Origin of the sequence: Thiocapsa sp. UBA6158, assembly GCF_002423035.1 — a bacterium.
GTDB lineage: Bacteria > Pseudomonadota > Gammaproteobacteria > Chromatiales > Chromatiaceae > Thiocapsa.
The window spans coordinates 1-22,072 of sequence record NZ_DIUM01000129.1 but is presented as its reverse complement, the minus strand read 5'-3'; the positions used below and the strand labels follow the sequence as shown (position 1 = coordinate 22,072).

The window sequence follows — 22,072 nt, the reverse complement described above, 5'->3', positions numbered from 1 at the left end:
GTCGGCCTGATGCAGACCGCCCGGAGAGAAGATGATCCTATTTGAACGACTCGCTCAACTGCATTGGCCCATTCTGCTCGGCGTGGCGCTCGCGCTCATGCTTTGGCGCCTGGGGACAGGGCCGCTGCAGGGCCGCTGGTTGCGCAAACGCGCTCCGATCATGCTCGCCGTCGGCGATCTGCTCTTGTGGCCACTATTGGTATTGGTGGCGGGGAGTCTGCTTCTGCTGCTCACGCCGTGGCTTGAGTTCGAGAATGCCAATGCCGGGGTTCGGACCGCAACCCTCGTCGTGTGCTATCTGGTCGCCAGTTGGCTGCTGGCTCGCCTGATCGAGGTGATGATCCTGCGCAAGGCCGACGATGCACTACCCGAGCGCGTGCCGAAGCTGGTCGTCGGTTTGATCTATGCTGCGCTCATGTTCGTGGGGATTGCGATCTTGATGTGGGAGCGAGGCTATTCCTTTGCCGGGATCTGGCTCTCCACGGGTGTCGCCGCCGCGGTGCTCGGCCTTGCGCTCCAGCGCACACTCGGGGATCTCTTCTCCGGGATCGCGCTCGGCATCGAGCGGCCGTTCAAGATGGGTGATTGGGTCGAGCTGCGCGACGGCACCGTCGGTCAAGTCATCGACCTCAACTGGCGTGCCACACGCCTGCGTGGTTGGGACAATGCCACCCATGTCATCCCGAATTCAAAGATGGCCGGCGAGCCGCTGAAAAATCTGCACGACGACCAGCATCTCTTTGCGCCCTGGTATTTCGTTCGGATCCCGGCCGAGGTCGATCCGCGCTTTGCCACGGCACTTATTCTCGACGCGGCCTTGCGGTGCGAAAGCGTCCTCAAGTTTCCCCACCCGATCGTTCGTCTCGCGGATGCGACCACCATTCCTTACCAGTACATGGTGTGGGTCCATTTGAAGAACTATCCCGCGGTGTTTCGCGGTCGCGAGGAGCTGTTCCGCGAGATTCATTGGGCCATGCAACGCGCCGGGATCAGCATCGCGCCGGAGGTCCATGAGCTGCATACGCGTCGAGCCGCCGTGGTCCAGGCCGAGCCGCCGACGATCTTGCTCGCGCTCAAGGGCTTGGATGTGGCGGGCTTGCTCACGCAGGAGGAGCTCGAGCAGGTCGCCGCGCGCAGTGTTTACTCTCACTTCGACAGCGGTCATGTCATCCTCGCCGAAGGCGCGCCGAGCGATGCCTTTTACGTGATCGTCGGCGGACTCGTGGAGGCCGCCATCACGCTGCCGGATCGCACCCGCAAGGTGACCGAGGTCCTCGGCCCGGGCCACCATCTGGGGATCACATCCATGTTGACCGACGAGCCCTCCTTCCTGGAGCTGCGGGCCAAGAGCGACGTCAACCTGATCCGGATCGACCTGGATTGCCTGCGGTCTTTGCTGGCCAAACGCCCGGAACTGGCCGAGCGTCTCGCCCGCATCGTGAAGGAGCGCGTCGACGCCGCGGATGCGGCCAGGGCTGCGAGCCGCCAGCCGGTCGGGCGCCTGAGCCTGCGCGATATCCGCCAGCGCATCGAAGGGCTCATGGCCCGCCCATCGCGCTTTACGCGGCGACCCTAAACCGCGCCCAGCGAGGTATGCGATGTTTTTGGATGGGATTGGCCCCGCCGGATTTGACGACTATTGGAGCCGGTGCGGTTTAAAGCAATTCCAGATGCGCCTTGGTGGCCTCAGGCACGGCGGCGAGCGGCACCGCACGATCGAAAGTCACCAAGCGACCGCCATGGTGCACCGCCAGTGCCAGCAGATAGACATCGGGCAACTGGCGTGAGTCGAGCACGTGCCGCCGATCCAGGTGCCGAGGTTCGAGTAGACGCAGGCCATGTTGCCAAACGAGTGCCAGGGTGTCGCTGCGGCTTGCGCGAGTCGCGTCGCGATCGCCGCGGGCGGCTGTGCACCTGGGTAGGCGGATTGGGACAGGATGCGAATGCAGCCGTTCCGAGTCAGCGGGCAGGATGCCACCCCTGCTCGATGTTGGCCTCGAGCCAGGCCCGGGCGCGGTCGTGGCGGATATGCGCCGCATCAAGCAGCGCGATCAGCAGGTTCACGTCGAGCAATGCGCGCATCAGCCCTCGTCCTGCTCGCGCAGGCGCTCGACGAGGTCGTCGGTCACGACCCGGCCCTCGGATGCCAAGGGACGGAAACCGCAAAACGGTTGCGGCTCGAACAATGGGGCCTGCTGCTCCGGTAAGGGTTGTGTCAAGGCACGACGCGCGAGCTCCGAGATGACCGCACCGGCCGTCTTGCGCTGGCGCGGAGCAATCTCCTTTGCGGCATTCAGAACCTGATCGTCGATATCCAGTGTCGTGCGCATGACCTTCTCGAGCAGTTGATGCGGTGATGCTGGTGCATCAGATGCCAACCCGCAAGCCACCGCGCTACCGGGCTACCGGGCTAAATGCGTCCAGCTTCGCGCTTGCGAACAGGCCTTCCCGGCCGGGGACTGCCGAGACCTCAACGCACCGTCTGCAGAAAGTGCATGTGCCGCTCGTACTGGTCGAGGACGTCGCCGATGATGTCCTGGGTGCTCCACCCCATGAGGTCGTAGTCTTGACCGCCTTCGCGCAGGTGGACCTCGGCGCGGAAATACTCGAGCGCCTTCGCCCGGCTGGCGCGGGTGTCGCGCAGCACGAAGCTGGGCGACTCATAGGGGCGCGGGCGGACCGAGTAGAAGAAATCGATCTCGCTCCCATGGCGGACCTCGACCCAGACACGGCCGTCTTCGCCTTCCACGAGCCCGGCATCTAGGCTCATTTTCCCCAATTCCTCGACGACCTCGCTCAAGGCGGGTTTGACGATGTCGCTGATGAAACGCAACACCTCGGCTTGGGTCGGCTGGTGCACGAGTGCGCGCAGTCGGCGCCGCCAGTTGACCGGGCTCTGCGGACCGCCCGGTGTCACCCGTGCCTCGCGCAGGCTCAGATGCTTGATCGCGTCGATGCGCAGCGCCTTGAGCAAGCCCCAGCACATGAGGATCATCACGATCGTAAAGGGCAGTGCGCTGGCGATGGTCGCGGTCTGCAGTGCGGCCAGCCCGCCTGCGACCAACAAGGCCGCGGCGACTACGCCCTCGACGACCGCCCAGAAGATGCGCTGCCAGAGCGGTGATTCCTCTTTGCCGCCCGAGGTCAGGATGTCCACCACCAGGGATCCGGAGTCCGAGGAGGTCACGAAGAAGGTGACGACCAAGAGGGTCGCGAGCAGCGCGGATACGCTCGAAAACGGCAGATGCTCGAAGAACTGAAAGAGCGCCACCGAGGTATCGGCCGCCACCGCGGCGGCGAGCGAGGTGATCCCTTGGACCATGATCATGTGGATGGCTGTGTCGCCGAAGAAGGTCATCCACATGAAGGTAAAGCCCAGCGGTACCAGCAGCACGCCGGTGACGAATTCACGGATGGTGCGCCCACGCGAGACACGCGCGATGAACATGCCGACGAAGGGCGCCCAGGCGATCCACCAGCCCCAATAGAAGAGCGTCCAGCCACCGATCCAGTCGGTCGGCTCGTAGGCATAGAGATTGAAGGTCATCTCGAACAGATTCGACAGATACATCCCGGTGTTCTGAACAAGGGTCTGCAGCAGAAAGACGGTCGGCCCGGCGATCAGGACGAAGGCCATCAATGCCACGGCCAGGATCATGTTCAACTCCGAGATACGCCGGATCCCCGCGTCGAGTCCGAGCCCCACCGAGAGGGTGGCAATGGCGGTGATGCCGGCGATCAATATCACCTGAACGCCGATCGATGTCGGCACATCGAAGAGATAGTTGAGCCCGGAGTTAATCTGAATCACCCCGAATCCGAGCGAGGTCGCCACGCCGAAGATGGTCCCCAAGACGGCGAAGATGTCGACCGTATGGCCGATCGGGCCGTAGATACGATCGCCGATGAGCGGGTAGAGCGAGGAGCGAATGGTCAGGGGCAGGCCGTGCCTGAACGCGAAATAGGCCAGCGAAAGCGCGACGACGGCATAGATGGCCCAGGCATGCACACCCCAGTGGAAAAAGGTGATCCGCATGGCCTGACGTGCGGCCTCGGCGACCTCCGGGTCGCCGACCGGCGGGGCGACGAAGTGCATCACCGGCTCGGCCACGCCGAAGAACATCAGACCGATCCCCATGCCGGCGGAGAACAGCATCGCGAACCAGGACACGTAGCTGTAGTCCGGCTCGGAGTGATCGGGTCCGAGCTTGATGTGCCCGAGACTCGAGACGGCGAGCGCGATCACGAAGACGACAAAACCGGCCACGGCCATCACGTAAAACCAACCGGCCGATTCGATCACCCAATCCTGAATGGATTTGAACAGGGGTTCGGCGGTCTCCGTGGCGAGGGCGGCGAAGAGCACCAAGGCCAGCGTCAACACCGCCGAGATGATGAAGACCGGGGGATTCCATTGAATCCAGGGTTTGGTTCCCGTTGCAGGGGCCGATTCGTTGGTGTCGTTCATGGTCGTGATCCTTCGGTATCAGGTCCGTCTCCGGACGCGGCGACCTGGGTCGCCCGAGGTCGAGGTGCGCGCTGTTTTCTCGGGTGCGAGGCCGGACGATCGGCGTCTCCCGGCGCGATGACGTCCGGCACCGATGACCCTCAGTCGGCGGCCTTCTTGAAGTGTAGGATTCCCCACCGAAGATAGCCGGAGGTTCCCGCGTCGACCCAATGCCCGAGACCGGCGATCATGCGATCGATATAGGCATCGGAGACCTTGCCGCCGAGCGTCTCGCGCGCCTGAATCAGATCCTCGCGCACGCGGCTGTAGTGGGTGACCAGGTTGTCCGTCATCTCGATCACCTCGATCGGCGCGAGTCCGTAACGGGCGGCCGCCGCGCGGTAGGTCGCGATGGAACCCAAGCTGTCCAGATGGATCCGCGCGAGCACCGGCTCGAGTACGCCGAGCGGGCAGTCGTCGGCCTGCATCGGATCCGTGAACACGAAGCGTCCGCCCGGTCGCAGCACGCGCGCGACCTCCGCGATGACCTGCTCGCGCCGCCCGCTGTGCAGGATGGCGTCCTGCGACCAGACTAGATCGTAGCGCGCGTCGGGTGAGGGGACGGTCTCGAAGCTCCCGTCCACCACCTCGATCAGGTGGTCGAGACCCTGTTCACGGTTCATCTCTCGGTGGCGCGCGTTCTCGCGCTCGCTCAGGTTCAGGGCCGTGATGCGACAGCCGAACCGTCCGGCGAGCCAGCGTGCTGCCCCGCCGTAACCGGCGCCCATGTCGAGCACCCGGGTGTCTGGTCCCAGACCGGGCACCAGCGCCGCCATCCGCTCGACGGTGCGACGGCTCGCATCGGCAATCGCCTCGTCCGCCGTGTCGTAGATCCCGATATGGATGTCTTCTCCGCCCCAGACGTGGAAGTAGAAGTTGTCGGCATCGTCGCTGTTGTAATAGGTGCGCGCGGTTTCGACGACAGCGGAGTAGGTGTCGCTCATGCGTCGTCACCTCCTTCCACGTAGCTCTTCTCGGCGACGTGGATGAAGAAGTCCGGCTCGTCGTCGCGATAGGTCTCCTTGAAGTCGCCATAGGTCGTGACGCGCTGGAATCCGACCTCGTGGAGCAGTCGGCGCGTGTAATCCTTGCGCAAGGGGAACATGTTGAGATGGAAGACGTGGTCGCCGGGAAACTCGTAGCGAAAGCGCGCGAGCGTGTCGTCGACATGCTCGGGCTGAGCACGGACATTTTCGCCGCAGTAATAGTAGTTGTGCGTCGGGGGAATCTGATGATCCAGGATGGCGTCGTAGTTGCGCTGATCGAGGATCAGGATGCCGTCGTGGCGCAGCGTGGCATAGAATTCTGCCAAGGCCTTGCGGCGATCGTTCTCGTCGTGCAGATGGGTGAATGAATTGCCCAGACAGATGACGGCGTCGTAATAATCGTGGACGTCGCGATTGAGCCATCGCCAGTCGGCTTGTACGGTCCGCAGGATCTTCTCGTTGCGTCGTGCATTCTCGAAGGCTTTCGCCAGCATGACGGGATTGCCGTCTGCGCTGGTCACCTCGAAACCGGCCCGCAGGAGTTGCACCGAATGAAAGCCGGTCCCGGTGGCCACATCGAGCACCTTGCGCGCGCCATGCTCCTCGAGGAGTCGTATGAAGAAATCGCCTTCGCTTTGGGCGCGTCCGTCCCAGTCGATCAGTTCGTCCCATTTCTCCACGAACGATTGGATATATTCGGCTTGATAATGATTGGTGTCGCGGACCTTTAAGGGATTGGTCCCGTAGTCTTGCTTGGTGCGTTCGAGCTTCATGTCACCTCCTGGCTCCCTGAGCGGGAGTGATGTTGGTGGCTGAAGACGCCGTCGGATCTGAGCAAGCGCCTCACCGCTGCGTGAGCGGAGCCGCCCGATTCGGGCGATAAACCAATGAGTGCGTGAACCGCACGACCTGACGGACCGACGTCTTGGACATCGATCCGAAACCTAAATGCCGCGCCGCACGCCGTTTAGAAGTAATACCCGAGATTGAGGTTGAAGCGATAGTTCCATTTGTCGTTGCCGTTCACGCCGAAGTCCCCGACGCCGTCGATTCGTCCGTAATCATCCATGCCGCCTCCGCTGGCCTCGTTCCCGACGAAGTAATTGCCGTTGGAATAGGCGAGATCGCTGTAGATGTACCAGCCGCCCCTGGCCCACGCGGCACCGGCGACCCACATCTGGCTGTCGTTGAAGTCGCTTTCGTCCTTCACGATGCTGCTGTACTCGACGTAGGGCAGCACGGAGTCAAGCCAGGAGATCTGCGGCGTTTCCACCAAGTAACTGATGGAGACAGCCGGAATCCAGGCCTTGGTCGCGACCGGCCACGCAAAGTCGTACGCGCCCATCGGGATCAGTTGATCCGTGCCCCAGGGATTGTCGCTGTCGATAGCGTATTCGTAGCGGGTCAGTTGCGAGGCGATCGTGAGCGGACCCATCCGGTTGACCATGTGGGCTGAAGCGGCCCAATGACTGCCGTCGTCGGTCCTCTGCCCCTTGAGCTGCCCGTATTGGAGCGAGACGCCTACATCGGTCGGGATGGCGGTGTCGGCAAGGCTGTAGACGGCGCGCAGGTTGAGCTGATTGCGCTCGTCGAAACCGTTGTGCTCGCCGCCGTACGACACATTGCCGTCGGCATCGACCGACTCCTCCCAACGTACCGCGTCGTAGCTGTAGCGCGTGCTGTTCAAGCTACGACCGAAATAGCTTCCCTCGCTCGACGGATAGTAGGCCGCGTCCAGCTTCCATTGACCGATGGCGGTGCTGTATTTGATGCCGAGATCCATGTCGTCGGCCAGGCCGACATAGTAGTGCTGATCGAAGAACCAGCTTTGCGAGACGCCGTACGGACCGGGTCCGAACGGCACGCGATTGACACCGACCTGGACCTCGCTGTCGTCCGCAAACCGATAGCCGAGCCAGCCGGTATGGAGGAAGTTGTAGCTCTTGCCTGTCCCGGCCGGATACCAGCGGTACTCGAGCCGACCGATGATGTTTTCATAGTCGAGCGCGAGATTGATCCGAAAGGTGTCCAGCTCGATGTTGCCGCCGTTGCCGCCGCGGTTCGGCCCGGCGACGGCCTCCTGCACCTTGTAGCTGCCGAGGACATAGTTGACGCGCATGGCGCCGCCGACGGTCACGGGTCCGATCTTGAGCACCGTGCTTTCCGGGGCGGATTCGTCCGGGGCCTCATCCGTCTCGGCGACGACGCCCGGGGCGATCATCTTCTGCGAGACAACCGTCGCGTCGTCTGCTCCGGTATCGAGCGCGCCCGTGCCGATCGGCTCGTCCTTCGCTGCGGCGAGTGCGCGCCGAGCCTCCTCGAGCTGGCGTGTGAGCTCCGCGACACGCTGCTCGAGCGCATCGACATCGGCCGAGGCCGCCGCCGGGAGCGCACACAGCATCCCGAGCAGCAGCGTCCCGATCGCCCGATGCCGAGCGGTCCCGGCGCGCGTATACAGTTCGTTCCGTCTCATCGCGCTACCTCGTTCACTCGCTCTCGGCGCTCGGCATCCAGGACGCGACGACGTCCGGATGCTCCGCGATCCACAGCTTCGCGTTCTTCAGCGGGTCGGCGCGTCGTTCTTGATTCAACACCATCAGCTCGGCCATCTGATCCGGCGTCCAGTTGAAGTTGTCCAGGACCGCGTAGACTTCCGGCATGTCTTCCTTCAAGCCGGCGCGGACGACGGTGTGGATCTCCTCTTCGCCGCCGTAGACGCCCTTTGGGTCGTCGAGATACTTCAGGTCGTACTCGGCGAACTTCCAATGGGGCGTCCAGCCGGTCACCACGACCCACTCGTTCTTGTCGATGGCGTCACCCAGTACGGCGGTCATGATGGGGCCGGTGCCTTCGACGAGTTTCAGATCGGTGATCCCGTAGTCCTCCAGTACCTGCTCGGTCTTGCTCATCAGTCCGGCGCCGGGATCGATCCCGATGATCTTGCCGTCGAAACGCTCGGCGGCACCGTTGAGATCCACGATCGAGTCGATCTCGACATAGGCCGGCACGACCAATCCGATCCGAGTCCCGACGAGGTTGGGGCCGAGGTCCTCGACTGTGTCCGAGACCTGCTCGAGGTAATGGTTATGGGTGGTCGGCAGCCAGGCGGCGACGAGGCCGTCGACATCGCCGCTGCCCACGGCCTGCCACATGGCGGCGGCCGACACCGGGGTGATCTTCACGTCGTATCCCATGTCCTCGAGTACGGCCTTTATGAGGTTGGTGCTGGCCACCTCGCTTGACCACTCGACATAGGCCAGCTCGACCTTGCCTTTGTCCGCGCCGAGCGCCGGGGTCGCGACGGCGGCGAGTGCCGCAAGCACGGCGACAGCGTATCTGTTGATCATGGTGTCTTACCTCTTTTTGATGTGTTGCGGGGTTCAGGTGCTCGGCTGATCCTTGCCGCGTCGCCCGATCCCCTGGGTGATCCGATCCAGGAGCATGGCCAAAATGACCACGGCGATCCCGGCCTCGAAGCCCATCCCGGCCTCGTTGCGTTGGATCGCTCGCCAGACCTCGCCGCCCAGGCCTTGTGCGCCGATCATGGCGGCGATCACCACCATCGAGAGGGCAAGCATGATGGTCTGGTTGATCCCGGCCATGATGGTCGGGACGGCCAAGGGGAGCTGGACCTTCCAGAGTTTCTGACGTCGGGTGGCCCCGAAGGCATCGGCCGCCTCGACCAGATCGGCCGGAACCTGACGGATCCCGAGTGTCGTGAGCCGAATGGCCGGCGGCATCGCGAAGATCACGGTCGAGAAGATCGCCGCGACCGGCCCGAGACCGAAAAAGGGGATCGCCGGGATGAGATAGACGAAGGCCGGCATGGTCTGCATGAAGTCCAAGACCGGGAAGATGATCCGGTAGGCACTCGGAGAGAGGGCGGCGAGGATGCCGAGCGGCCCGCCGACGGACACGGCGATCAGGGTCGCGATCAGGACCATCACCAGGGTCTGCAGGGTCGCCTCCCAGAGTCCGAGGTTCCACAGCAACGCCAAGCCAGCCAAGGCGAAGAGCGCGGTGCGGATCCCGGTCAGTCGCCACACGAGTAGGCCCGCCAGAAGGATCGTCACACCCGGCGGGAGCCACATGAGCGCCTCCACGGTGCCCTCGATCCCGGTCTCCATCAGGTCCGAGACCACCTTGGTCGCGCCGGCGAACTGCCCCGTCAGGGCATCCAGACCGTCGTCGATCCATTCCGCCAGGGGAAGTCGCGGGATCTCGATCATGCTGCCGCCTCCGCGATCTCGGATGCGATGTCGGATGTGCTTGCGTTGCCGTTGCCGCCGATGGATTCAGCCAACCCCTGCAGCAGCGACGCACGCACGACGACACCGAGCAGGCGCCCCGCCTCGTCGACGACGGGGGCGGGCATGGTCGTCTCGGCCAGCAGGCCGAACAGGTCGCGGACCGGGGTGTCCGGACCGACCGGTTGGACGCCCGGTTCCATGATCGAGGTAATCGATTTCTCTCCGCGCTTGGCTGCGTCCAACGCGGCATCGTCCCGGACGATGCCGCGCAGCCGAAAGTCGGTCTCCACGACGCAGAGAAAACTGAGGTCCTCGTCTTCCATCTTGCGCAAGACGGTGCGCGGTCCGTCGCTGACGAAGGCGACGCTGCGCGCGCGTCGCATGACGGCGCTCGCGGTCAGCACCTTGGTCTTGTCGACCTCCGCGACGAATCGCTCTACGTATGGCGTGGCGGGGTTGGAGAGGATCTCCTCGGCGGTGCCGACCTGCTCGATCCGGGCGTCCTTCATCAGGACGATCCGGTTGCCGAGAAACAGCGCCTCGTCCAGGTCATGCGTGATGAACACGATGGTCTTGCGGACACGGCTCTGCAGTGCGACGAGCTCCTGCTGCATGTCGCGGCGAATCAGGGGATCGAGGGCGGAGAATGCCTCGTCCATCAGCAGGACGTCCGGGTCGACCGCCAGGGCGCGCGCCAAGCCGACGCGCTGCTGCATCCCGCCCGAGAGTTGCGCGGGAGAGGCGTCCTCCCAGCCTTCAAGACCGACCTGCTTCAAGGCGATCAACGCCTTCTCGGCGCGCTCCTCGACGCCACAGCCTTGGATCTCCAAACCGAATTCGACGTTCTCGCGAATACTGCGATGCGGGAAGAGTGCGAAATGCTGGAAGACCATGCCGTACTTGTTCCGACGCACCTCGAGAAGCTCCCGGTGCCCGAGCGGGACGATATCCCGGCCGTCGAGCAGGATTTGCCCGGAGGTCGGCTCGTTGAGTCTGTTCAGGCAGCGGATGAGGCTGGACTTGCCGCTGCCCGACAGGCCCATGACGACCAGGATCTCGCCTTCGAGGACATCGAAGTCGGCATCGGCCACGCCGACGGCCAGCCCCGTCTTCTCGAAGATGGCCTGCTTGGTTTCGCCTTGGCGCAAAAGGGCCAGGGCGTCCTTCGGCTCGTCGCCGAAGACCTTGGTGAGACCGCGCACGGCGATCTTGACGGATTGTTCTGCGGGCATGGCCCTGATGGTCCTGACGGAAGCTTGATGTGCGAAGCCCGGGGTCGGCCTCGCAACTGGATTTGCGGCAAAAGACGCCGCGTGTCCCGATCGACCGGCAGGGCGAGCCTGAGAATCCGGCGGGCATGGGGACGATGAATCGCGCCGGATCATCCAGGTGGAGACCCGAACGTCGACGACAGCTTTTTTACCCTACAGGGCTCCGGGTCTCGGTTCAACCCAAGGCCCGGGCCTTTCGGCGCCGAGGCGACGGCATGGTTTGCGCTTCGCGCTCGGTGGATCAAAGCCCGCGCAGCGGGTTAGAGGAGGGGTTTCTGCGTCTCCAGCGACAGACGTTCCAACGGCTCCGGCCGCCCGAAGAAATAGCCCTGATACGCATGGCAGCCATGAGCGGCCAGCCAGTCGCGCTGCTCTTCGGTCTCCACGCCTTCGGCAATCACGGCCAGCTCCAACGTTCGGCCGAGCGCGATGATGGTTCGGGCAATCGCGGCGGCGTTGGCGTCCGTCAGGACGTCCAGGACGAAGGAACGATCGATCTTGAGCTGATCGAAGGGCAGGCGTTTCAGGTAGGACAGGGATGAGTAGCCGGTGCCGAAGTCGTCCAGCGCGAAACCCACACCTCGGGCCTTCAGGGCGATCATCTTGCCGACGGTGTCCTCAACGTCGTCGAGCAGGAGGCTCTCGGTGATCTCGAGCTTGAGTCGGGACGGATTCGCGCCCGTGCCTTCGATGCAGGCCAAGACCTGGTCGACGAAGTCCGTCCGGCGAAATTGACGTGCGCTGATGTTTACGGCGAGGGTGAGTTGCGCGGTCTCGGTCCGAACGGACCACGCCGCCAACTGCGTGCAGGCGGTCTGCAGAACCCAGTGCCCGATCGGTAGAATCAGGCCGCTCTGCTCGGCGAGCGGAATGAACACCGCCGGCGAGATCAAGCAGCCCTGCTGGTCCTGCCAGCGCAGCAGACATTCGGCACCGATGATTCCCCCGTCGCGATCGACCTGAACCTGGTAGTAAAGCATGAACCGCTCGTCGCGCAGACCGCAGCGCAGCTGTGCCTCGAGGGTTGCACGGGCGCTGATCTCCGACTGCATGCTCGGGTCGAAGAAGCGCATGGTGTTGCGCCCGGCGGCCTTGGCCCGGTACATCGCCATGTCGCCTTGCTTCATCAGCTCTTCCACACGCATCGGCTGCGGATCGAAGAGTGTGATCCCGATGCTGGCCGCGCTGTAGTGGGTCTGCCCGTCCAGGTCGTAGGGCTGGCGCAGCACGCCGAGAAGCCCGTTGCCGAGCGTTTCGGCTTGCTGCGCCGCCTCCAGCGGGTTCGGGCTCAAATGCTCGATCATCACCACGAACTCGTCGCCGCCGAGACGGGCAAGCGTGTCGGACTCGCGAATTCGCTCCGTCAGACGCAGCGCCACCTGCTGCAGCAGGCGATCGCCTTGGTCGTGACCCAGGGTGTCGTTGAGTGTCTTGAAGTCGTCCAGGTCGATGTAGAAGAGCGCGCCGCAGTCGCCGTGGCGGCGGCTGCTCGCGAGGGCGAGATTCAGTCGGTCGAGCAGGAGACGACGGTTGGGCAGACGCGTGAGGGGGTCGAAGAAGGCCAGCTCGCGGATTTCCTCCTCGGCGGCCTTTCGTTGAGTGATGTCCGACAGGGTTCCGACGTAGTGTGTGATCCTGCCGTCGGGGCCGGGAACGGCCGTGACCGTGAGCCGTTGGGGATAGATCTCGCCGCATTTACGACGGTTCCAGACCTCGCCTTCCCAGGAGCCGGTCTCCAGAATGCTTGACCACATCGCCTTGTAGAACGCGGCGTCGTGGCGTGCGGACTTGAGCAGTCGGGGGGTCTGCCCGACCGCCTCCTCGGCGCTGTAGCCGGTGATCCGCGTGAAGGTGCCGTTGACCCGCAGGATGACCCCTGAGGCGTCGGTGACGACCATGCCCTCCTGGGCCTCGAAGGCGATTGCGGCGATGCGCAGCTGCTCTTGGGTCTCTCTCTGCTCGGTGACGTCGCGCGCGATCCCCTGGAAGCCGACGATCGTGCCGTTCTCGTCGCGAAACGGCATGGCGCTTGAGCTGTGCCAGCGCCAGGTGCCGTCACCGTGCCGGACGCGATATTCGATATTTCGACGCATCTCGCCGGTCTCGACGACGGCGCTGAATGCCTCGTTGCAGATGTGCAGGTCCTCTGGATGGACATACACCGAGAAGTGAGTGGCGAGGGTCTCCTCGACCGAATACCCCATCAGTCGCGACCAGCTCGGCGAGACAAAGATGAAACTGCCGTCGGTTGCGAAGAGGTAGATGATGTCGTAGCTGTACTCGAGCAGGAACCGGTACTTCTCCTCGGAGCGCTTGATCGCCGCCTCGGCCCCTTTGCGTGCGCCGATATCGCGGGCCACCATCTGCAGGAGCGTCGAGCCGTCGAGCTGCACCGAGGTGAGCAGCACCTCGACCTCGACCGGATCGCAGGTATCTCGACGGCGCAAGCACCAGTCGAAGCCGCTGTTCTCCCCCGTATGTCCCGCCCGCGCAGCGGGCGCGAGGACATGGGCACCGACGGGCAAGGGTGTCGTCGACAGGTCGCTCGGCCGTGAGCCGAGCAGCGCTTCGCGATCGCAGCCGAGCAGGCGCAGCGCGGCGGGATTGCAGTCGAACAGCCCATGGTCGCGATCGAACAGCATCACCGCATCCGTGGTCGCCTCGAACAGGATCCGGTACTTCGATGTCGCGATGCGCTCGAGGTCGGCCTTCGCATCACGCAAGGCGGACTCGCGTTGCCCGAGCGCGTCGGCCATGCGGTTGAAGGAGACGGCCAGGCGGCCGATCTCGTCGTCGCCGGTCTCGTCGAGACGGCGACCGAGATTACCTTCCGCGATCGCCCGCGCAGCGGCATCCAGGTGCCCGAGTCGACGGCTGGCCCAGAAGGCGAGCGGGACGATGACGAGTAGGAGCCCCCCCAGCCCGATCATGCCGTTGCGCAGGCTCTGCTCGATCAAGCCCTGTCGCGTTTCGGCGAAGATATCGGTGGAGATACCGACATGGAGGGTGCCGTAGGTTTGGCCGACGAGCTGCAGCGGGATGGCCGTCTCCCACTGGGCCGCGTCCTGCGAAATCGGAGGAGGGTCGAGGTCTCCGCCGGCGGGAAACCTCGATGGATGCGGATGGGTGAACTCGGCCAGGCGCCTTCCCCGTGCGTCGTCGACCTCGAGATAACGCACCTCCGGCAGATCGCCGAACCGGTCGAGCGACTCCTGCAGGGCCGCGATGTCGCGCTGCACGAGCAAAGGGGTCAAGGACTCGCTCAGGAGCGCGGTCAGGACGGTCAGTCGCGTCTCGTGCAGCTGAGTCAGGGCGGCATTGCTCAGACGCTGGTTGTCGTGGACAACCCAGGCGATCAAGGCGGCCTGGGTCATCAGGATCACCAACCCGAATCGCAAGCCGATCGGGACACGCGCGAGAAGACTCCTCATGGCGCAGCCAAGACCTCTCGTGTTGCCGGCAGGAAGAGGTCGATCACCTGTCGGTCCGCCTCCGCGACCTCGCGCAACCCCACATGTCCCAGGGTCAGCATCATGGCGCGCCCTGCCGGGGTGTCGTTGGCGAAGTGAAGTAGCTCGCGTGTCAATAAGGCGTGGTCCGCGCCCTCGTGGCCGGGGCCGATCTGATAGACGATCGAGGGAATCCCGCCGAAATCTGCGCCGTCGGCGAGGATTCGCAGGCGTGCGCGCATGTCCTCGTCGAGGGTCGTAAAGGCCCGGTTGGAGACGATGGCCGCACGGATCGACTCGTCGCCGAGCAAGAGCATCAAGGCATTGTTGTGGGTGTCGGTCGTCGGCATCTCGACATCCGTCCACGGCCTCAGGCCCGCCTCCCTGAGCATCCGATGGCCCATCAGGGTGATGAGCGCCAGAGGATCCGGGGTCACAATCTTGGTGCCCCGCAGATCCGCGACCTCGGCAACGGGATCTTCGGCTCGGACCATCACCAGCGCGTAGAGAGGATTGGTGGTCTGAACGATCGACCGGTAACCGGAATCCACCTCCGCGAGTCGTGCCATATGGGCCGCGTTCAGGACGAGCGGATAGTCGCCTTGCGCCGTGTCCGCGACGAAGCTCCGATAATCGGGGGATGTGACGATCCGGACCGGCCGATCCAGCGTCTCTTGGAGATGTCGGCGCAGCGGTTCGTAAAGGGTCAGAAGGCGCTCTGTGCTGAGATAGGGGAGCACCGGGATCTCGATGTCGTCCGGGCCGGGAGCAGCGCCGGCCGCCGCCACACAGACCCAGAGCAGCCAGCCGAGACCTTGAGTCAATGTCTTCATCGGGTTCTTCCGTGCCATGCTCGTCGATCTGGATCTGAATCTCCCCATCTGCTCCCTGTCCCAAGCGGCTTCCGCGGTGCTCCGAGCGGTCGCGGGCCGGATTCAATCGGCGTGCTGCACGCTGCGTGGCTATTCTAGTCTCACTCCGAGCCGATCGGGCATCGCGTATAACCTTGGCCTGACCATGGTCGGCGACTCGAAGACCGGGCCAATCTCCCCCATCTGCCTCCCATGGATGCCTTCAGCCCCGCCACCCGCCGCTGGTTCGCACAGAACTTCGACGCACCGACCGAGGTCCAGCTCCGGGGCTGGGCGGTGATCGCCTCGGGTCGGCACGCGCTGATCACGGCCCCGACCGGCAGCGGCAAGACCCTGGCGGCCTTCCTCTGGGCGATCGATCGGCTGATGCAGGGCGCGCCGATCGCCGACACCGAGTCGGCTCCCGCCGGTATCCAGGTGCTCTACGTCTCGCCGCTCAAGGCCCTGGTCTACGACATCGAGCGCAACCTGCGCGCCCCGCTCGCCGGGATCGCCCGCGCCGCGGAGGCGATGGGCGTGCCGGTGCGTTTGCCGCGGGTCGGCATCCGCACCGGCGATACGCCGGCGAAGGAGCGGCAGCAGCAGCTCAAGGAGCCGCCCGAGATCCTGGTGACCACGCCCGAGTCGCTCTACCTGTTGCTCGGCTCCAAGGCGGCGGCCAACCTCGCATGGGTGCATACACTCATCATCGACGAGGTGCACGCGCTCGCCCCGACCAAGCGGGGCGCCCATCTGGCGCTGTCGCTGGAGCGTCTGGCCGAGCGCTGCGCGAGGGACCCGCAGCGCATCGGGCTCTCCGCCACCGTGCGTCCGCTGGCGGAGGCCGCGCTCTATCTCGGAGGCGATCGGCCGGTCGAGATCGTCGATGCCGCCGCCCCGCCGAATCTCGATCTGCGCGTTCAGGTCCCGGTCCCCGATATGGAGCGCCCGCCCGAGATCCTCGTGCCCCAACCCGAAGGCGGCTCCATCCTCGGCGAGCTCTATCGCCAAGCAAAACCCCAAGCATCCGCCGAGAAGGGCCTGTGGTCGGCCATCCATCCGGCCATCCTCGCCGAGATCCGCTCGCATCGCTCGACCATCGTCTTCGTCAACAGCCGCGGGCTCTGCGAGCGCCTCTGTCAGCGGCTGAACGCGCTGGCCGATGCGGACCTCGATCCGGACGAGTCGGTCTCGACCGACCGTCCCGAGCTGGTCCGCGCCCACCACGGCAGCGTCAGTCTCGAGCAGCGCACCCGGATCGAGGAGGGGCTCAAGCGCGGCGACCTCAAGGCCATCGTCGCCACCAGCTCGCTCGAGATGGGCATCGACATGGGCGGTGTCGATCAGGTGCTGCTGGTCGAGTCGCCCGGCTCGGTGGCGCGCGGGCTGCAGCGCGTCGGGCGTGCCGGGCACGGGGTCGGGCAGGTCAGCACCGGGCGCATCTTCCCCAAGTTCCGGGGCGATCTGCTGGAATGCGCCGTCATCGGTGCACGCATGCTCGCCGGGGAGCTCGAGCCCTTTCGGATGCCGCGCAATGCACTGGACGTGCTGGCCCAGCAGATCGCCGCCCACTGTGTCGAGACCGAGCGCACGGTCGCGGATCTCCATCACCTGGTGACTCGTGCCGGTCCCTATCGCGAGCTGTCGCGCTCCGCACTGGAGGCGGTGCTGGATATGCTCTCGGGCCGCTATCCGTCGAGCGACTTCGCCGACCTCAAGCCTCTTCTGGTGTGGGATCGGACCGCCGATACGCTCGGCGTGCGCAAGGGTACCGCCATGATCACCCGCCTGAACGCCGGCACCATTCCGGATCGCGGCAACTATTCGGTGCATCTCGGCGAGGAAGGGCCGCGCATCGGCGAGCTGGACGAGGAGATGGTCTTCGAGACCAAGGCGGGCGACTGCGTCCTGCTCGGCGCCTCGACCTGGCGTGTCGAGGCGATCACGCGCGATCGGGTGCTGGTCTCGCCGGCGCCGGGCGAGCCCGGCAAGCTGCCCTTCTGGCGCGGCGACGGACCGGGCCGGCCGGTCGAGCTGGGTCGGGCGGTCGGTGCCTTCACGCGCGCGGTCGCGGCCATCCCCGCGGAGCGTGCCGCCGCTTGGATTCGGGAGCAGACTCCGTTGGACGCGCTCGCGGCGTCGAACCTGGCCGCCTACATCCAGGATCAACGCACCGCGACCGGCCAGGTGCCGAGCGACCGCACCATCCTCATCGAGCGCTTCCGCGACGAGCTGGGCGACTGGCGCATCTGCATCCTCACCCCGTTCGGCGCCCGCATCCACGCCCCCTGGGCCATGGCCCTGCAATGGCATCTGGGGCGTCGCGAGGGTTTCGAGATCCAGGTCATGTACACCGACGACGGCATCGTGCTGCGCTTCGCGGACGGCGAGGCGCTGCCGGAGCTGACGGACCTCCTGCCTGCACCCGAGGAGCTGGACGAGCGTGTCACCGAGCAGCTCGCCGACACCGCGCTCTTCGCGTCGCTCTTCCGCGAGAACGCCGCCCGCGCGCTGCTCCTGCCGCGTCGCTCGGCGAAGGGCCGGCAGCCGCTTTGGGCGCAGCGGCTCAAGTCGCAGAATCTGCTCGCGGTGGTCCGTCGCTATCCGGCCTTTCCGATCGTGCTCGAGACCTATCGACAGGCGCTCGGCGATGTCTTCGACCTCGCCGGTCTCAAGGACGTCTTGACCGGCATCCGCAACCGCTCGATCCGCGTCCACGAGGTCGAGACCCGCAGCGCCTCGCCCTTTGCGCGCTCGCTGGTCTTCGCCTATGTGGCCGCCTACATCTACGAGCAGGACGCCCCGCTGGCCGAGCGCCGCGCCCAGGCGCTCACGCTGGATCGCGGCCTTTTGGCCGAGCTGCTGGGTCAGGCGGAGCTGCGCGAGCTGATCGACCCCGCGGTTCTGGATGACCTGGAGAGCGAGCTTCAGCACACCGCCGACGGGCGCAAGGCGCGCGATGCCGACGAGCTGCATGACCTGCTGCGACGTCTCGGCGACCTCTCCTCCGCCGAGCTGGCTGCGCGCGCCGAGGGCGATCCCGTCCCCTGGCTCGCGACCTTGGCCGAGCAGCGCCGGGCGGTCGCGCTGCGGTTCATGGACGGACCGCGCTGGATCGCGGCCGAGGATGCCGGTCTCTATCGCGACGCCTTGGGTCTGGTCCCGCCGCCCGGACTGCCCGACGCATTTCTGGTGTCCGCGGATGCGCCGTTGGAGCATCTTCTGCACCGCTATGCCCGAACGCACGGCCCCTTTCCGACGCGGGATCCCGCAGCACGGTATGGCCTGAGGGCGACCCAGCTCGAACCCGTCCTGCGTCTCCTGGAAACGCGCGACGAGCTGATCCGCGGCGAGATCCGACCGCTCGGCAGCGAGCCTGAATGGTGCGACCCCGAGGTCCTGCGCCGCCTGCGCCGCCGCACCCTGGCAAAGGCGCGCGATGCGGTCGCCCCGGTCGACGCGGCGACCCTCGGGCGATTTCTGCCCGCCTGGCACGGGATCGGCGAGAACATCAAGGGGCCGGATCGCCTGATGGAGGCACTACTCCAGCTCGAAGGCCTGACGGTCACCTGGTCCCAGCTCGATCGCGTGCTCCTGCCGGCCCGGGTGCCGGGCTACCGATCGGAGGATCTGGACATTCTCGCGGCTACCGGGCAGATCGTCTGGGTCGGACGCGGTGCGGCAGGGCCGAAGGACGGGCGGATCGCGCTTTATCGGCGGGGGAGTCCCGATCTGGGTGTCTCCGACGAGGAGCCAAGTCCGTTGGACCAGCCAAGCGCATCCACCACCCCCGTCGACGATACGCCAACTCGGGTCACCGCTGCGGATGCCTCCCACGTCCGCCGGATCCTGCTCGACCACCTGCGCACCCGCGGGGCCTCCTTCCTGATGGAGCTGATGCAGGCCCTCGAACGCGCCGGGCTGAAGCTCGGCAAGGACGCCTTCGAGTCCGCGCTTTGGGATCTGGTCTGGGCCGGCGAGATCACCAACGACACCTTCGCGCCCCTTCGCGCGCTCGGCGGCACGCGCGCACCCAAGCGCGGTCGCGGCACCGCACTGGCCGGCGGACGCTGGTCGCGTGTGGCCGATCTGCGCATCGAGGCGAGCGACACCGAGCGCCTGCTCGCCCGCGCGCGCATCCTGCTAGAGCGCTACGGCGTGGTCAGCCGCGAGGCGGTGCAGGCCGAGGGCATCCCGGGAGGCTTCGGTCCGCTCTATCGGGTCTTCAAACAGATGGAGGAGGGCGGACAAGTGCGCCGAGGCTATTTCGTCGAGGGGCTCTCCGGCGCCCAGTTCGCGCTGAACGGCGCGATCGATCGGCTGCGCAGCGCCCGAATCGAGGAGACCCCGATCGAGGGTTTCGGCGCCGACGCGGTCCGGATCCTCGCCGCGATCGACCCGGCCAACCCGTACGGCACGCTCCTGCCCTGGCCCGACCCGGGCTGCGGTCCGGTGCCCAAACGCATCAGCGGTGCTTACGTGATCTTGGTCGCGGGCAAACCGGTGCTCTATCTCGGCTCGGCCGGGCGCCAGTTGACGCGGTTTCCAAGCTCGATCAGCGAAGACGGCGGCGAGTTGGCGCTTGCGCTCGCCGCCCTGCATCGCGTACCGCAGCGCGGGCGTAAGCGGCTTGCCATCCAACAGATCGACGGCCTCCCGGCACTTGAGTCACCGCTGCGCGAGGCCCTCCTGCGTGCCGGCTTCGAATCCGACTACGACGCGCTCGTCCCGGCGCGTGGTTACACCAACGGCATCGGCCGGGATCCGAATGCCGTCGCCTGCGCGGGACCGCACCGCTGAAGCACGGGCGTCATTTCTGCCTGGATGTCCGGTCGTGGTCCGGTGCAATCGTCAACAGTCGTTCCTGAATGAACTCGTGACATCCGCTCTGCGGTGTCACGCATGCCCCGTAACGCTTTGCGCCACGAGAGACGGTTGCCGGAGTCACGAACAAAGCCGTTCGACCGATCCCGCGGCCGACCCCAGCTTGCCGCAGGATACCGGCCGGTCGGGCGTCGCGTGTCTCCCAAGACCGAAGAGCCCGATGCGGCGAGCCTGAGTAGCCCGGCGACCTTGGTCCCCTTACCCTGGCCCCTACAATAGGCCGCCGGCGGGTCCAGAAACCCAGGCCCGCGCCCTCTCCAGCGCCTGTCCGGCAGCGCCCTGATGAGCCATGCGGCAGCCTGGGCGCGCGGTTGGACGAGCCATGAGCGTCATGAAGATGGAGTCTGGCGACCGGATGCAGAGCAATTGGATCGGCTGCTTGCAACGGCGGCCAAACCGGATGATGCCTGCCTGCGAGACGCTCCGATGGTTCGCCTACATTTTCGGCGACCCAAGATCAATAGGCACCGTTGCACCCTTGCTGGCGCACTTGCTAAACAGTCCGCCCGGAACCCGAGAGGCGATTCTGAGGGCCTTGTGAGCCATCGGCGACCCGACATGCATCTCGGTAACACATGGCAATCTGCACGACGACGAAACCGTGTGTTGTTTCCAACATCACCTCGTCACGGATTTCGAAGACTCGCTTTCCTGACTTCCGCCGATCTTTCCGCACTGCGGCACCGGACGAGAGGTGCTGGAAGAGTTCGTTCTTGACCCGTTGCAATCACTCTCGCTCCTGGCAGTACTTTCCGGCTTGCCCCATCAGCGGTCAGTCGCGGCCGCTCTGGCTTGCGGCCCCGAAAGGTCGTTGTCGGCCAGGAGCAACCGCTCAGTCGCCCGGAACCAGGGACTGTGATACGAGATGAAGCGGCCGCTCAGGAAATTGGGACTGGGAGGATGAGGCAACTCCTCCGGCGATTTCGTGGTCTGGCACCGATTTCGCTCGCCTTCGAGCGCGCTCGCTTGCCGAAGGCGGTCTTGCCGCGACTTCCCTTGGGCGGCCGGCGCACCAAGGTGAAGACGGCGCGCAGCGGATTGCTACGCACCCACTCGCCTTCGCCGAGCGCCGTCGGAGTGGCCGTCGCGCGCTTGAAGAGCCTCTTGCAACTGCTCCAGCGGGACTTCAGACACACGAGTTCGCGTCCGCGCACCCGCCCGACCCAGCGCTTCGACGTCGCGATGGAGGGGGATCTTGAACCCCGCATCGGCGATGACGATCGGCGCCGCCCCCGGCGGCATCAGGGTCCTCACGTGGCACAGAAAGCGCGCATCCACTGCCGGGTTGTTGAGTTCTTCTCCAGGTGCACCTCCTCGTAGTGGGTCAGACTGTGCCCGCCCGCAGGCAGCGACGCCCTCAGCAGGTGCAGCGACTGGTCGGCCTTCAGATCCGACCAGTCGATCAAGATGAGCGGTTCGCGCACGCGCGCCAGCGTCACGCGGCACAACACCTGATAGATCGACTTGGCCTCCCGGTGCAGATGCCGATTGCCCAACAGGCGATCGGCGCGCTTGATCCTGTGACGCAGCGCGATGGTGCCTCCGAAGCGTCGTTCAACATCGGTCAGCGACAACGCCGGCCCGCTCACGCAGGCCGCCATCGCGGTGACCTATGTCGCGAGACGTGTGCGGTGAATGGACTGCAGCAACGGATCGAGGCTGCGCCGAAAATACTATTTAACTCACTGGAAAAACTAGCGTCATTCGACGGATATCTCAGGCTCCGCCCCTTTTTTCTGCTAGGCACTATATACTTTCTATAAAGGCGAAAATCCGAGCATATGCCGCATTTCGCGAACAGACGGGACCTCACTTACTGTTTGCGGCCTCTTTGGCGGCGTATTCGATATATAGTGCTTTTCAGGATCACCTGT

General features: G+C 65.2%; 15 protein-coding genes. 2 read left to right on the top strand and 13 right to left on the bottom strand.

The genetic code is table 11. From position 1 onward, the window contains the following. Positions 1-31: 31 nt before the first annotated feature. Positions 32-1,576 (top strand): mechanosensitive ion channel family protein, encoded by a 1,545-nt coding sequence (locus B4N44_RS17395; RefSeq protein WP_296703562.1) that lies wholly within the window; start codon positions 32-34, stop codon positions 1,574-1,576. A gap of 79 nt (positions 1,577-1,655) precedes the next feature. Here the strand turns inward: B4N44_RS17395 and B4N44_RS17390 are convergent, their stop codons facing one another. The 12 genes from B4N44_RS17390 to B4N44_RS17335 form a co-directional block, all read right to left on the bottom strand. Further along, the gene (locus B4N44_RS17390; RefSeq protein WP_296703559.1) at positions 1,656-1,796 is read right to left on the bottom strand and encodes a hypothetical protein; all 141 of its coding nucleotides are present in this window, start codon (positions 1,794-1,796) and stop codon (positions 1,656-1,658) included. Positions 1,797-1,959: 163 nt separating this feature from the next. Then, complete coding sequence (locus tag B4N44_RS17385) at positions 1,960-2,082, bottom strand: hypothetical protein (protein ID WP_296703556.1); 123 nt, start codon at positions 2,080-2,082, stop codon at positions 1,960-1,962. Next, positions 2,082-2,330, bottom strand: coding sequence for a hypothetical protein (locus B4N44_RS17380; RefSeq protein ID WP_296703555.1), 249 nt, complete (start codon positions 2,328-2,330; stop codon positions 2,082-2,084). The genes B4N44_RS17385 and B4N44_RS17380 overlap by 1 nt, the downstream gene beginning before the upstream one ends. A 140-nt stretch (positions 2,331-2,470) precedes the next feature. Further along, on the bottom strand, positions 2,471-4,468 hold the full coding sequence (locus B4N44_RS17375; RefSeq protein WP_296703552.1) for a BCCT family transporter: 1,998 nt from the start codon (positions 4,466-4,468) through the stop codon (positions 2,471-2,473). Between the two features lie 140 nt (positions 4,469-4,608). After that, complete coding sequence (locus B4N44_RS17370; protein WP_296703548.1) at positions 4,609-5,451, bottom strand: SAM-dependent methyltransferase; 843 nt, start codon at positions 5,449-5,451, stop codon at positions 4,609-4,611. Next, the gene (locus B4N44_RS17365) at positions 5,448-6,266 is read right to left on the bottom strand and encodes a class I SAM-dependent methyltransferase (protein ID WP_296703545.1); all 819 of its coding nucleotides are present in this window, start codon (positions 6,264-6,266) and stop codon (positions 5,448-5,450) included. The genes B4N44_RS17370 and B4N44_RS17365 overlap by 4 nt, the downstream gene beginning before the upstream one ends. A 194-nt stretch (positions 6,267-6,460) precedes the next feature. Next, positions 6,461-7,966: a hypothetical protein gene (locus B4N44_RS17360; RefSeq protein ID WP_296703543.1), complete on the bottom strand. Its 1,506-nt coding sequence runs from the start codon at positions 7,964-7,966 to the stop codon at positions 6,461-6,463. Between the two features lie 13 nt (positions 7,967-7,979). After that, the gene (locus B4N44_RS17355; RefSeq protein ID WP_296703541.1) at positions 7,980-8,840 is read right to left on the bottom strand and encodes a glycine betaine ABC transporter substrate-binding protein; all 861 of its coding nucleotides are present in this window, start codon (positions 8,838-8,840) and stop codon (positions 7,980-7,982) included. A gap of 33 nt (positions 8,841-8,873) precedes the next feature. Then, entirely contained in the window at positions 8,874-9,722 is an 849-nt protein-coding gene (locus B4N44_RS17350; protein WP_296703539.1) for an ABC transporter permease, read from the bottom strand. Continuing rightward, complete coding sequence (locus B4N44_RS17345; RefSeq protein WP_296703537.1) at positions 9,719-10,975, bottom strand: quaternary amine ABC transporter ATP-binding protein; 1,257 nt, start codon at positions 10,973-10,975, stop codon at positions 9,719-9,721. The genes B4N44_RS17350 and B4N44_RS17345 overlap by 4 nt, the downstream gene beginning before the upstream one ends. 299 nt (positions 10,976-11,274) lie before the next feature. Next, a complete protein-coding gene (locus tag B4N44_RS17340) occupies positions 11,275-14,445 on the bottom strand; it encodes a bifunctional diguanylate cyclase/phosphodiesterase (RefSeq protein WP_296703535.1) in 3,171 nt (1,056 codons plus the stop codon). Next, the gene (locus tag B4N44_RS17335) at positions 14,442-15,296 is read right to left on the bottom strand and encodes a phosphate/phosphite/phosphonate ABC transporter substrate-binding protein (RefSeq protein WP_296703516.1); all 855 of its coding nucleotides are present in this window, start codon (positions 15,294-15,296) and stop codon (positions 14,442-14,444) included. Before B4N44_RS17335 ends, B4N44_RS17340 begins: the two co-directional genes overlap by 4 nt. A gap of 231 nt (positions 15,297-15,527) precedes the next feature. On the opposite strand from B4N44_RS17335, the gene B4N44_RS17330 reads away from it, so the two are divergent. Beyond that, complete coding sequence (locus B4N44_RS17330) at positions 15,528-20,114, top strand: DNA glycosylase AlkZ-like family protein (protein ID WP_296703514.1); 4,587 nt, start codon at positions 15,528-15,530, stop codon at positions 20,112-20,114. Between the two features lie 1,334 nt (positions 20,115-21,448). Here the strand turns inward: B4N44_RS17330 and B4N44_RS17325 are convergent. After that, positions 21,449-21,799, bottom strand: coding sequence for a hypothetical protein (locus tag B4N44_RS17325; RefSeq protein ID WP_296703510.1), 351 nt, complete (start codon positions 21,797-21,799; stop codon positions 21,449-21,451). Positions 21,800-22,072 lie beyond the last annotated feature (273 nt).

Excerpts from the sequence above, each read along its gene's own strand:
- B4N44_RS17365 (WP_296703545.1), bottom strand. The coding sequence starts at position 6,266 with ATGAAGCTCGAACGCACCAAGCAAGACTACGGGACCAATCCCTTAAAG.
- B4N44_RS17345 (WP_296703537.1), bottom strand. The coding sequence starts at position 10,975 with ATGCCCGCAGAACAATCCGTCAAGATCGCCGTGCGCGGTCTCACCAAG.
- B4N44_RS17335 (WP_296703516.1), bottom strand. The coding sequence starts at position 15,296 with ATGAAGACATTGACTCAAGGTCTCGGCTGGCTGCTCTGGGTCTGTGTG.
- B4N44_RS17370 (WP_296703548.1), bottom strand. The coding sequence starts at position 5,451 with ATGAGCGACACCTACTCCGCTGTCGTCGAAACCGCGCGCACCTATTAC.
- B4N44_RS17395 (WP_296703562.1), top strand. The coding sequence starts at position 32 with ATGATCCTATTTGAACGACTCGCTCAACTGCATTGGCCCATTCTGCTC.
- B4N44_RS17350 (WP_296703539.1), bottom strand. The coding sequence starts at position 9,722 with ATGATCGAGATCCCGCGACTTCCCCTGGCGGAATGGATCGACGACGGT.
- B4N44_RS17375 (WP_296703552.1), bottom strand. The coding sequence starts at position 4,468 with ATGAACGACACCAACGAATCGGCCCCTGCAACGGGAACCAAACCCTGG.
- B4N44_RS17325 (WP_296703510.1), bottom strand. The coding sequence starts at position 21,799 with ATGGCGGCCTGCGTGAGCGGGCCGGCGTTGTCGCTGACCGATGTTGAA.
- B4N44_RS17360 (WP_296703543.1), bottom strand. The coding sequence starts at position 7,966 with ATGAGACGGAACGAACTGTATACGCGCGCCGGGACCGCTCGGCATCGG.
- B4N44_RS17330 (WP_296703514.1), top strand. The coding sequence starts at position 15,528 with ATGGATGCCTTCAGCCCCGCCACCCGCCGCTGGTTCGCACAGAACTTC.
- B4N44_RS17385 (WP_296703556.1), bottom strand. The coding sequence starts at position 2,082 with ATGCGCGCATTGCTCGACGTGAACCTGCTGATCGCGCTGCTTGATGCG.
- B4N44_RS17380 (WP_296703555.1), bottom strand. The coding sequence starts at position 2,330 with ATGCGCACGACACTGGATATCGACGATCAGGTTCTGAATGCCGCAAAG.
- B4N44_RS17340 (WP_296703535.1), bottom strand. The coding sequence starts at position 14,445 with ATGAGGAGTCTTCTCGCGCGTGTCCCGATCGGCTTGCGATTCGGGTTG.
- B4N44_RS17355 (WP_296703541.1), bottom strand. The coding sequence starts at position 8,840 with ATGATCAACAGATACGCTGTCGCCGTGCTTGCGGCACTCGCCGCCGTC.